Source organism: Rhodococcus sp. P14 (assembly GCF_000256505.1).
GTDB classification, from domain to species: domain Bacteria; phylum Actinomycetota; class Actinomycetes; order Mycobacteriales; family Mycobacteriaceae; genus Rhodococcus; species Rhodococcus ruber.
Genome location: NZ_AJFC01000095.1, coordinates 1 through 12,045, shown reverse-complemented (window position 1 = coordinate 12,045; position 12,045 = coordinate 1). Strand labels below are relative to the sequence as shown.

The window sequence follows — 12,045 nt, the reverse complement described above, 5'->3', positions numbered from 1 at the left end:
CGGCTGCTGCTGCCGCTGTCGCTGATGATGGGAGCCGCCTTCCTCGTCCTGGCGGACGTGCTGGCCCGGACCGTGATGTCCCCGGCCGAACTGCCCATCGGCGTGGTGACCGCGGCTGTCGGCGCGCCGTTCTTCCTGGTGGTGCTGCGCCGGCATCGAGGGGTGTCGTGAACGCCGTCGAGTGCCGGGGCCTGCGCGTCGACCGCGGCGGCAAGACCGTCCTGCACGGGGTGGACCTGACCGTCGGGCAGGGGGAGTGGATCGCCCTCGTCGGGCCCAACGGTGGGGGGAAGACCACGCTCCTGCACGCGCTGGCGGGACTGGTGCCCGCCAGCGGCCGGGTCCGCGTCGGCGGACTGGACCCCGCTCACGCCGGGCGCCGGGCGATGGCCCGGACGGTGGCGCTCATGCCGCAGCGGCCCGTCGTGCCCGAGGGCATGACGGTCACCGACCTGATCCGGCTCGGCCGCACCCCGCACCTGCCGCGGTTCGCGACCGAGTCGGCGCACGACCGTGACGTGGTCGAGTCGGTCCTCGACCGGCTCGACCTGCGCGGGCTGGCGGCCCGTCCGGCGACGGAACTGTCCGGCGGCGAGCTGCAACGGGTGGTCCTCGGGCGCGCACTCGCGCAGGAGCCGCAGGTGCTGCTGCTGGACGAACCCACCAGCGCCCTCGACATCGGCCACCAGCAGCATGTGCTGGACTTGGTGGAGTCGATGCGCGCGGAGAACGGGATCACGGTCCTCGCGGCGATGCACGACCTGACCTCGGCGGCGCTGTACGGCGGACGGCTGGTACTGCTCACCGACGGTCGCGTGGTCGCCGACGGTGCGCCCCGGCAGGTGCTCACGGCCCGGCGCATCGCCGAGGGGTACGGCGCGCGCGTCGAGGTGCTGGACCGTCCCGGTTCCGGTCCGGCCGTCGTGCCGGTGCGCGGAAGTTCTTCGGGCCGAGTCGAATCGGAGGATCCGTGATGGAGGTACTGCTGCTGGGCACGGGTGCGGCCGACGGCTGGCCGAATCCGTTCTGCCTGTGCCGGTCCTGCTCGGACGCCGCCGCCCGCGGCGAGATACGCGGGCAGACGGCCGCACTCGTGGACGACGTGCTCATGCTCGACTGCGGTCCCGAGGCGCCGCGCGCGGCCCTGCGCCACGGCCGCACGCTCGCCGGGGTGCGGCACGTCCTGCTCACCCACTCCCACCCCGACCACCTCGGTCCGCAGGCGCTGCTGTTCCGATCCTGGGCGGCAACGGATTCCGAGATCGAGGTAATCGGCCCAGTCGACGCGCTGGACCAGTGCCGGGACTGGATCGCACCCACCGACCCCGTGCGGTTCGTGCCGGTCGCGGCCGGGGACGTGCTGACAGTCGGCGAGTACCGGGTGCGGGTGCTGCCCGCCGCGCACCGCGTCCTGGTCGACGGAGACTCCGTGCTCTACGACGTGCAGGGCCCCGGTGGTGACCGCATGTTGTGGGCATGCGACACCGGACCCCTGCCCGTGGAGTGGTTCGACCGGGTCGCCGGTGCGGAATACGATGCGGTGTTCCTGGAGGAGACGTTCGGGGACCGACTGGATCTGGGCTCCGCGCACCACACGCTGCCGGCGTTCGGCGAGACGGTGCGCACCCTGCGCGCGTGCGGGGCGGTGACCGAGCGGACGGAGGTGGTGGCCGTGCATCTCGGCCACCACAACCCGCCGGTGGGGCAGTTGCGGATCCGGCTGGCGGCCAGCGGGGCGCGACCAGGCGACGACGGTGAGGTGACGACGGTGGGACGCACGACCGGCAAAGCCGCTGCGACGCAGCGCACTCTGGTACTCGGCGGTGTGCGTTCCGGCAAGTCGCGGCACGCCGAGGAGTTGCTCGAATCGTTCCCGGCGGTGACGTACGTGGCGACGGGCGGCACGCGCGACGGCGACGCGGAGTGGGCCGAGCGCGTCGCGCTGCACCGTGCCCGCCGGCCGCGGTCGTGGACGACGGTCGAGACCGACGACGTGGCGGCCGTGCTCCGCGAGGCGGACGAGCCGTTGCTGATCGACTGCCTGGGGACCTGGCTCACCGCGCGCCTGGACCGTCACGACGTGTGGTCGGGTGGGGACCTCGCCGCGGTCGAGGCGGATGTCGAGCAACTGCTCGATGCGTGGCGTTCGTGTGCCGTGCCGGCGGTGGCGGTCAGCAACGAGGTCGGCAGCGGCGTGGTCCCGCCGACGGCGTCCGGCCGGCTGTTCCGGGACCTGCTCGGTCGGCTCAACGCACGGGTCGCGGCCGAGTCGCAGGCGGTGACGTTGGTCGTCGCGGGCATCCCGACGCGGTTGCGCTAGATCATCGAACTGCGTTCTGCGCAAGTAGGATTCCCAGTCACAGATAACCCCTCTGCCGCACACGGCTGTGCTCAGATGTGATCTGGAACACAGGCGTAACTGTTTAGTGACCCTTTGCACCGGGCGTGTTATCGTTCCGAAACGAACTGGGGTCCGAGCGGGGGTGTCGGTCCACAGTGCCCCTCGGGGCAGGCACACCAACGACACCTGAATCCGCTTGTGCGAGAAACCGACCGGTATCTCGCCCCGACCTGACCAGAATGCACATCCGAATCGACCGCGGCGGCTGCCCGCGGCCGTGATCAGCCGTGCCCGGGGGCGCCCGGGTAACCGCACACCTGAGTAGGGGAATGAATTGAGCAACAAGCACCCGTCCGGCCTCCGCCGCGGCGCACGCATCGGTGGTGTCGCAGCAGCGGCCGCCGTCGCCCTGGGCTTCCTGTCCGCAGGTGCGGCGAACGCCGACACCTTCGTGCCGCTGCCCGACGGCGAGATCGTCGCTCCCGACGGAAACCGCATCACGAGAGTTGCCGAGAGCGCTCTGATCTCGCCCTCGCTCGCGGCGAACGGGGCGGGTCGCGTGGCCTGGGTGTCCGGCACGGTGACGGCCGAGGCGAAGAATGTTCCGGCCGACGCGAAGCAGGGACCCACCAACGGTGGCATCAACATGAACGATCTGACCGGCACTCAGGGTACGGGCGGCACCTCCACCGACGGTGTACCCCGTCTGACCACCGGTTACATCGTGGGTTGCCAGATGGACATCGCCGGCCTGAAGGGCAGCTTCGGCGGCGGTATCGACGTCGGTCCCTCGGCCGGCGGCGGCAGCCTCTCCGGGTCCATCAGCGTTCCGATCGCTGCCGGTCAGGTGAAGTTCGCGCGCGTGGACAGCAAGGCCATCCCGGCGGACGGCACGTACACCATCCAGTACCAGGACGCGCAGATCGAGGTCCAGGGCTGCGGCGGCTTCGCGCAGGCACGCTCGTACACGGTCCTGGAGATCACGGGTGCGAACTACTCGAAGACCACCCTGTACGGCCAGCCGTTCAGCATCGGCTGATTCTGTCGCCGCCCTCCACCCGACTCTTCGCTCACGCGAGCATCGAAACCTCGAGAGAGAGAACATGAAGACCAGCATCGCCAACGGCCTGCGCCGTGGTCTCAAGGCGGCCGGCGTCGGCGCCACCGTCGCCGTCGCCATCGGATTCGCCTCCGCCGGTGCGGCCAATGCCGACACCTTCGTCGAACTGCCCCGCGGGGAAATGACGCAGACCCTTCCCGACGGAACCTCCGTGACCGTCCGGCTCGACCGGGAGACCGCCAACATCTCCCCGTCCATGGGCGCCACCGCGCTGCACCGCAACGTGTGGGTCTCCGGACAGGCGAGCGTGCAGCTCGACGGCCCGGGAGCAGCAGCGGCCAAGACCAAGCTGCAGCCCGGCTACATCGTCGCCTGCCAGCTCAACCTCGGCGGCACCGCCGGCGTCGGTGCCGGCGTCAAGGCGAGCTACGCCGGCCAGAACGGCTCGATCACCCCGTCCGCCAACGGCAACGGGACCGTCACCCTCGGCCCCGGGCAGGCGATGGACTTCAAGATCATCGACCGCACGATCGCCAACGCGTTCGACGAGGAACAGCACCTGCCCTTCAACCAGATCTCGGGCCCGCAGAGCGTGACCTGGCAGGATTCGACGATCGCCATCGGCGGGTGCGCCGGCTACGCCCAGGCCCGCAGCTACGTCAAGGCCACCGTCGAGACCGCAACCACGACCCAGCAGGTCACCCTCTGGGGCCAGCCCTTCAGCATCGGCTGATCGAGGCGCCTTCCGGAGGTGAGCAGCCCCGCCGACGAGAACCTCATCCTCTCGTCGGCGGGGCGTCGTCGCTGCCCGGTCCGGTGGGGGCCGGGCAGTGGCGCTGTGGGGTGAACAGCGAGAGGGAGGTTGTCGCGGCATCGCCCGAGTGGCATGCGCGAGAACCTCCCTCTCGCGGCCGGAACCGCCCGCTCCGGTCAGAACGGATTCGCCGTGCGCCCCACCAGTTCCGCGACGGATTCGATGACCCGGGTGGGCCGGTAGGGGAACATCTCCACGGACTCGCGGGTCGAGATACCGGTCAGCACCAGCAGCGTCTGCAGACCCGCCTCGAGGCCGCAGACGATGTCGGTGTCCATCCGGTCGCCGATCATGAGCGTGTGCTCCGAGTGCGCACCGATCGCGCGCAGCGCGGACCGCATCATCAGGGCATTCGGTTTGCCGACGAAGTACGGTTCGCGGCCCGTCGCGCGGGTGATCAGCGCCGCGACGGCCCCGGTGGCGGGGAGCGAACCCTCACGCGACGGTCCGGTCGGATCCGGATTGGTGGCGATGAACCGGGCGCCGCGCTCGACGAGCCGGATCGCGGTGGTGATCGCCTCGAACGAGTAGGTGCGGGTCTCCCCGAGGACGACGTAGTCCGGGTCGTTGTCGGTCAGGACGTAGCCGATGTCGTGCAGAGCCGTGGTCAGTCCCGATTCGCCCACCACGTACGCGCTGCCGCCGGGTCGCTGATTCGCCAGGAACGTCGCGGTCGCCAGCGCCGACGTCCAGATCGCCTTCTCCGGGATGTCGAGGCCGGTGCGTAGCAGCCGGGCGCGCAGATCCCGCGGAGTGCGGATCGAGTTGTTGGTGAGCACCATGAACGGTGTGCCGTTCTCCCGCAGTTCGGTCAGGAACGCGTCGGCGCCGGGTATCAGGTGTTCCTCGTGCACCAGGACGCCGTCCATGTCCATGAGGTAGTTCCAGACCGGCGCGGGTACGGGTTCGTCGTTCACCGTTCGAGTGTGTCACCGACCGCTCACGCCAGCAGCCGGTACAACCCGATCGAGCCGACCACGACGATGACGGCCCGCAGTGCCGTGGGCGAGAGCCGGCGGCCGTACCGGGAGCCGAGGGCGCCGCCGATCAGCGAGCCCACGGCGATCAGCGCCGCCGCCGTCCAGTCGATCCGGTCGAACGCAACGAGTGTGTAGGCGACGGCAGCCACCACGTTGACCAACAGCGAGAGCAGGTTCTTCGCGGCGTTCTGCCGCTGGATGTGGTCGTGCAGCAGCGCCCCGAACAGACCCATCAGCAGGATGCCCTGCGCGGCCGTGAAGTAGCCGCCGTACACGCCCACGGCGAAGGTGCCGACGACCAGCGCCGTCATGCGCGCCGGCCCGATCTGCTCGGCCGGGCCGCTGGAGCGTCGCAGCACCCACTGCTGCAGCTTCGGCTGGAACACGACCAGGAGCAGCGCCAGCACGAGCAGAACGGGCACGATCGTCTCGAAGGCCGTTTCGGGCAGGTTCAGCAGCAGCCACGACCCGAGGACCGCGCCGGAGACGGAGGCGGGGATCTGCCATCGCAGCCGCGGCCACTGCCCGCGCAGCTCGCGCCGGTACCCCCACGTGCCCGACACCCCACCCGCGACGAGCCCGACGGCGTTGGACATCGTGGCGGTCACCGGGGGCAGCCCGAAGGCGACGAGGGTCGGGAAGGTGATGAGGGTCCCGGAGCCGACCAGCGCGTTGATCGCGCCGGCGCCCAATCCGGCCAAGGCGACGACGAACAATTCCAGCGGTGTCACCGAGCCGACCTTACGTCAGCGGCCGAGGTGAGCGGTCGCCGCCACCCCTGCTCGGCACGCCTGTCCGAATCCGGTGTCCGGAGGGGGCTTTCGCAGCCGCCGACGCGGGACTGAGCGGCCCGCCGCGCCGGAAACCTCTACCCGGCTGCGCACCGTCCCATTTCGGGACACCGCTCGTCGGCGGGAGCCGTCCCGCAACCGGGGCGGCCGGACGTCCCGGTGCCGTGCCGCGCCGAACCCGCAGGTAGAGGCCGCCTCGAGCCGGAAGATGAGCCACGTCATAGCCGGTGTCCGGAAGTGGCACACTTCACATCCGACGGCCGGGCCCAGGCTTTCCCCATTCGAACCGCAACACGCAACCCGAACGGGGGACACCCGATGGACAGACTCATCAACATCGACAACGGTGGCACGCTCACCGACATCTGCGCCTGGGACGGCCACGAATTCAGCTTCACCAAGACCCTCACCACACCGTTCGATCTGTCGCAGTGCCTGTTCGACGGACTGACGAAGGTGTCGAAGGAGATCTACGGCGCCGAGGACCTGCCCACCCTGCTGCACTCCACGGCGCACATCCGCTACTCGACCACGCAGGGGACGAACGCGCTCGTCGAGCGCAAAGGTCCCCGCATCGGCATCGTCACGGACTCGGCCACCCTCGTCGACGAACTGCGCCGCACCCCCGAGCAGCGGGCGCTGTTCGACGACCTCGTCGGCACCCGCGTCGCCGTCGTCGACACCGACGCGGCGGACCTCGAAGGCGAACTGGTCGCCCGGGTCAACCGTCTGACCACCGACGGCGCCGCCCGCATCGTCGTCGCCGTCGGGAACACCGACGACGGACGTGAACGGACGCTGCGCGGCATCCTGCTCCGCAAGTTCCCGCGCCACCTGCTCGGGTCGGTTCCGTTTCTGTACTCGTGGGACTTCACCACCGACCGCACGCCGGCCCGGCGAGTCTGGTCGGCCGTGATCAACACGTTCCTGCACCCGACGATGGAACGGTTCCTCTACAACGCCGAGCACCGGCTGCGCGACCACCGCGTCAAGAACCCGCTGCTGATCTACCGCAACGACGGTGCCTCCTCGCGCGTCGCGAAGTCCGTGGCCCTCAAGACGTACTCGTCCGGCCCGCGCGGCGGACTCGAGGGCACCCGGGCTCTCGCCGAGATCTACGGCCTCAAGCACGTTCTCATGATCGACGTCGGCGGCACCACGACCGACATCGGCACCGTCGCCGGGCGCGAGATCCTCACCGACCGCCGCGGCACCATCGCCGGCATCCCGACCTCCTTCCCGATGTCGAACGTCGAGTCGGCCGGCATCGGCGGCAGCTCCGTCATCACCGTCACCGACGGGGCGATCACGGTCGGACCGGAAAGTGTCGGCGCGGCACCCGGACCGGCCTGCTTCGGCTTCGGTGGCACGTCCGCCACCATCACCGATGTCAACCTCCTCCTCGGTGTGCTCGACCCTGCCACCTACCTCGACGGCGACTTCACGCTCGACGCGGACCGGGCCCGCGCCGTCGTCACCACCACCGTCGCCGAACCGCTCGGTCTCACCCTCGACGAGGCGCTGCTGGCGATGGAACAGGCGTACTTCACCGCGATGGGCAACGCCGTCGCCCCCGCGGTGTCCGACGCCGACGAGACCACCATCGCCGCGTTCGGCGGCGCCGGCCCGATGAGTGCGTGCGGCGCAGCACGGGTCGCGGGCGTGCGCAGCGTGCTCGTCCCCAAGCTCGCCGCGGTGTTCTCCGCCTTCGGTATCGGGTTCTCCGACATCGGGCAGAGCTACGAGGCCGACGTCGCGGACACGGCGGAGGCGACACTCGCCGCGGCCGTGGCGGACCTCCTGGCCAAGGCCGAGCGGGACATGTTCCAGGAAGGGCACGCCCTCGCCGACTGCGAACTGTCCTGGACCCTGACCACCGAGGACGCACACGGTGCCACGGTCGACGAGACGCCGTACGAGCCCGGCGAGTGCGTCGAGCTGCTGCCCGGTGCGTCCACCGCCCTGACCCTGGTGGCCACCCGCCGGATGAACCGGATCGAGCTCCCGCACGGCTCCTTCGCCGAGGCCCGCACCCCCCGGGCCGCCGGCGAACGCACCGTGCTCGGAGCGGCCGGGCGGCAGCCGGTTCCGGTGTTCACGCTGGCCGACCAGGAGCCCGGCGCCACCGCCGAGGGCCCGGCCCTCGTCGAAGGCCCCTTCTTCACCGCCCGGGTGCAGGAGGGCTGGAAGTTCGACGTCACCGCCGGCGGCGACCTGCTGCTCACCGACACCCACTGACCGACAGATCCCGAAGCCTGTTCGACCGTTCGAAGGACGCACGACATGCAGATTCCCATGACCGAATACCTGGTCATCGACCTCGAGACCGAACTGTGGGTGTGCCGGGTGTGCCGGCACGAACTCGGCAGCGCCCGCGGCAACTACAAGGAAGGCACCCTGGTCTACGACCGCGACCCGCGCGAGATCCACCAGCCCATCATCGATCCCGACCGCTACGAGTTCACCTTCTCACCGGACCCGGACTACTGCCGCATCCTCGAGTACTACTGCCCCGGCTGCGGCACCCAGATCGAGACCGAGTACATCCCGCCCGGACATCCCCCGACCGTCGACATGGAATGGGACGTCGACGCCTTGCGCGCCCAGTGGCTCGAACGCGGCACCGATCCCGGCCAGGTCGTCACGTACGGCCCCGGCCAGGACGCCGAGGGCGAGTTCGAAGGCCGGCGCCACAACCACCACTAGTCACCGCGACCCGCAAGGAACACCGTCACCATGAAACGAATCTCCGTCGACATCGGCGGCACCTTCACCGACTGCTTCTTCGCCTGGGACGACAAGTACGTCGAGGCCAAGGCCCTCACCACTCATCACAACCTGGCCCAGGGCTTCAACGAGGCCCTCGACCTCGCCTGCCGCCGCGCCGATCTGGACCGGGACGACGTGCTGTCCCAGGTGGATTCGGTCCGCTACGCCACCACTCTCGGCACCAACGCCCTCATCGAACGCAAGGGTCCGCGCGTCGGTGCCATCGTCACGCACGGTTTCGAGGACACCATCCCGCTCTCCCGCGGACGGGGCTACGGTGAGGGACTCGATCCGTCGATGCAGCAGAACCTTCCGGCTGCGGAGCGCCCCGAGCCGCTGGTCCACCGCAGCCTGATCCGGTCGGTCCAAGAGCGGGTCAATTCCGCCGGCGAGATCGTCGTCCCACTCGTCGAGCGGAACGTGCGCGAGATGGTGCGCGAGCTCGTCGACGCCGGCGCGCAGGCGCTCGTGGTGTCGCTGGTGAACGCCACCGAGAATCCCGCCCACGAGCTGCGGATCATGGAGATCATCCAGGAGGAGTATCCGGAGCATCAGCTCGGCGCGATCCCGGTCCTGCTCGGCCACCAGGTCTCCGGACGCAAGGGCGAATACGTCCGCGCGACGTCCACCATCGTCGACGGCTTCCTGCACGGCATCATGTTCCACGCCATGAGCCAGCTCGCGAACAACCTGCGGGACTCGGGCTACGACAAGCCGATGCTCATCATCCACAACTCCGGTGGCATGGCCCAGATGAACTCGACCGATGCCCTGCAGACCATCCACTCCGGTCCCGTCGCGGGTGTCAGTGCCGCCGAGCATCTGTCGGAGTCCTCGGGGATCGGCAACATCATCACCACCGACATGGGCGGCACGTCCTTCGACATCGGCCTGGTGCCGGCGGGCGGCGTCAAGCACTACGACTTCCAGCCCACGATCGACCGCTGGCTGGTCTCGGTCCCGATGATCCACCTCGAAACCCTCGGTGCCGGAGGCGGATCCATCGCGAGCTACGACCGGATCCACCACTCGGTCCGGCTCGGGCCCGAGTCCGCCGGTTCGGACCCCGGTCCGGCCTGCTACGACCGCGGCGGGCTGCGCCCCACGGTGACCGATGCCGACCTGCTGCTCGGCTACCTGGACCCGGACAACTACGCCAACGGTTTCATCAAGCTCAACCGCAAGCGGGCGGTGTTCGCCGTCGAGGAACAACTGTGCGACGAGCTCGACCTCGACGTCATCGACGTCGCCAAGGTCATCAAGCGATCGGTCGACGAGCAGATGGCGATCGGCATCGCCAAGGAGCTGCGGGTGCGCGGCTACCTGCCGGAGGACTTCACGATGCTCGCCTACGGCGGCAACGGCCCGCTGCACGCGTGCGGGATCGCCGACCAGGCCGGCATTCGCAAGATCCTCGCGCCGCCGTTCTCCTCCGTGTTCTCCGCCTGCGGTGCCGGCAACATGAAGCAGCTGCACATCCACGAACGCGGCGTCCACGTGGTGCTCTACAACGCCACCACCCGGGGGCTCTACGACAGCTACGACGAGTTCAACGAGATCGTCGCGGCGCTCGAGGCCCGGGGCGCGGAGGATCTGCGCCGTCAGGGCGTCGGCGACGGCGCGATCGAGCACCGCCTCGAGATGGATCTGCGCTACGGCAACCAGCTCGTGACGACCGCAGTGGCGTTCGACATCAACCGGATCCACGGTGTCGGGGACGTGCTCCACCTGATCCGCACGTTCTCCGACATCTACTCCAAGCGCTACGGCGAGGGGTCGGCAGCACCCGAGGCCGGCATCCGCGTCCAGACCATCCGCGTCGCGTCCTACGTCAACGGTGAGACCGTCGAGTTCGATTCCCTGCATCACGACGGGGAACGGACGCTGCCGGCACCGGTCGGGCACCGCGACGTCCATTTCGTCGCGCATCCCCGGGCGATCACCACCGCGATCTACGACGCCGATGCGCTGAGTCACCACCACGTGATTCCCGGTCCGGCGATCGTCACCACCGAGAACACGACCTACCTCGTCGAGCCCGGCTGGCGCCTCGAACCCTCACCGCAGGGCGCCGTCTGGTTCCTCAAGGACTAGCGCAGAAAGCACAGGAGACACAGCCATGACCGCACTTCACGACGACCTCGCAACCGCTGCGGAGCAGCGCCTCGCAACCGCTGCGCAGCAGCGCCTGACGGCCTCGCTGAACGAGCAGGAACAGCAGTGGGTCGACGATTTCATGGACGAGACGACGCTGTTCCTCGGCCCGGACCGCGACATCATGCGTTCGCACCACATCACCTCCCGCAGCGAGTTCGAACAGCAATGCCTCGCCGACGGCGTCGACCCCCTCCAGGTGGACCGCATTCGCAAGCGCCTCGCCGGCGCCCTCGACGAGGGCTTCGAGATGTGTGAGGCGATGGGCGCTGCACCGGGCGCCAAATGGGGCGACCTCACCACGGCCATCTACACCGCGGCCGGGGACGTCACCTACCTGTCCTGCCACGGCGTGATCGCGTTCTCCGCGATCCTGCACCACCCGATCCGGTACATCATGAAGTACTGGAAGGACGAGCCGACCGTCGGAATTCATCCCGGCGACGGGTTCATCCACAACGACGCCCGCTTCGGCAACGTCCACAACACCGACCAGTCGATGATCATGCCGATCATCCGGGACGACCGCATCATCGCGTGGGTGGCCGCCACGATCCACGAGGGCGAGAACGGCGCCTGCGAACCGGGCGGCATGCCCTCCGGTTCGGAGACCCCGTTCGACGACGGGCTGCGGATGAGCCCGTTCAAGATCGTCGAGCGCGGCGAGTTGCGCCGCGACCTGCTCACCTTCCTGCAGCACTCGGTCCGCGACCCGAAGCTCCAGCTGGCGGACCTGAAGGTGAAGATCGGTGCGGTCCAGCGCATCCAGGAACGCGTCGACAAGATCATCGACGAGGTCGGTGTGGAGACGTTCGTGGCGGCGCTGCGGATCACCGTCGAGGACGTCGAAGCCGAGGTGCGCCGGCGTATCCGGGAACTGCCCGACGGCACGGTCCGGTTCAACCAGTTCATGGACTCCACCCTCAAGGAGAACATCCTCATCAAGCTCGCCTGCTCCATCACGGTGAAGGGCGAGAAGATGACCATCGACTTGCGCGGCAGCGGACCGGAGATCCTGAACCGGGCCATCAATTCGCCGCTGTGCTCGGTCAAATCGATGATGATGCAGGCGATCCTCGCGTTCTGGTGGCCGGACCTGCCGCGCTGCACCTCCGCGATGAGCCCCATCGAGATCA

At 69.2% G+C, this 12,045-nt stretch carries 11 protein-coding genes; 9 read left to right on the top strand and 2 right to left on the bottom strand.

Features of this window, described 5'->3' with window-relative positions; genetic code table 11:
- The 5 genes from OEY_RS29695 to OEY_RS0106895 all read left to right on the top strand — a co-directional run.
- Positions 1-171, top strand: a 171-nt coding sequence (locus OEY_RS29695; protein WP_010593163.1) for an iron chelate uptake ABC transporter family permease subunit, incomplete at its 5' end; no start/stop codon positions are given.
- On the top strand, positions 168-974 hold the full coding sequence (locus OEY_RS0106910) for an ABC transporter ATP-binding protein (protein WP_010593162.1): 807 nt from the start codon (positions 168-170) through the stop codon (positions 972-974). The genes OEY_RS29695 and OEY_RS0106910, both read left to right, overlap by 4 nt.
- Positions 974-2,320 carry a bifunctional adenosylcobinamide kinase/adenosylcobinamide-phosphate guanylyltransferase gene (locus OEY_RS0106905; RefSeq protein ID WP_010593161.1) on the top strand — a complete coding sequence of 449 codons (1,347 nt, stop codon included), beginning with the start codon at positions 974-976 and terminating at the stop codon, positions 2,318-2,320. Before OEY_RS0106910 ends, OEY_RS0106905 begins: the two co-directional genes overlap by 1 nt.
- 355 nt (positions 2,321-2,675) lie before the next feature.
- Entirely contained in the window at positions 2,676-3,380 is a 705-nt protein-coding gene (locus OEY_RS0106900) for an MspA family porin (protein ID WP_010593160.1), read from the top strand.
- 64 nt (positions 3,381-3,444) lie between these two features.
- The gene (locus OEY_RS0106895) at positions 3,445-4,134 is read left to right on the top strand and encodes an MspA family porin (protein ID WP_010593159.1); all 690 of its coding nucleotides are present in this window, start codon (positions 3,445-3,447) and stop codon (positions 4,132-4,134) included.
- A 197-nt stretch (positions 4,135-4,331) separates the two neighbouring features.
- On the opposite strand, the gene OEY_RS0106890 is transcribed toward OEY_RS0106895, so the two are convergent.
- Positions 4,332-5,090 (bottom strand): HAD-IIA family hydrolase, encoded by a 759-nt coding sequence (locus tag OEY_RS0106890; protein ID WP_051009369.1) that lies wholly within the window; start codon positions 5,088-5,090, stop codon positions 4,332-4,334.
- Between the two features lie 65 nt (positions 5,091-5,155).
- Positions 5,156-5,926, bottom strand: a complete 771-nt coding sequence (locus OEY_RS0106885) for a sulfite exporter TauE/SafE family protein (RefSeq protein ID WP_010593157.1) — start codon at positions 5,924-5,926, stop codon at positions 5,156-5,158.
- 378 nt (positions 5,927-6,304) lie between these two features.
- Between OEY_RS0106885 and OEY_RS0106880 the strand changes: the two genes are divergently transcribed.
- The 4 genes from OEY_RS0106880 to OEY_RS0106865 all read left to right on the top strand — a co-directional run.
- A complete protein-coding gene (locus OEY_RS0106880; RefSeq protein WP_010593156.1) occupies positions 6,305-8,224 on the top strand; it encodes a hydantoinase/oxoprolinase family protein in 1,920 nt (639 codons plus the stop codon).
- Positions 8,225-8,269: 45 nt separating this feature from the next.
- Positions 8,270-8,692: an acetone carboxylase subunit gamma gene (locus OEY_RS0106875; protein ID WP_010593155.1), complete on the top strand. Its 423-nt coding sequence runs from the start codon at positions 8,270-8,272 to the stop codon at positions 8,690-8,692.
- Between the two features lie 30 nt (positions 8,693-8,722).
- Positions 8,723-10,849, top strand: a complete 2,127-nt coding sequence (locus OEY_RS0106870) for a hydantoinase/oxoprolinase family protein (protein ID WP_003938304.1) — start codon at positions 8,723-8,725, stop codon at positions 10,847-10,849.
- A 25-nt stretch (positions 10,850-10,874) separates the two neighbouring features.
- A partial coding sequence (locus tag OEY_RS0106865; protein WP_010593154.1) for a hydantoinase B/oxoprolinase family protein occupies positions 10,875-12,045 on the top strand: 1,171 nt, incomplete at its 3' end.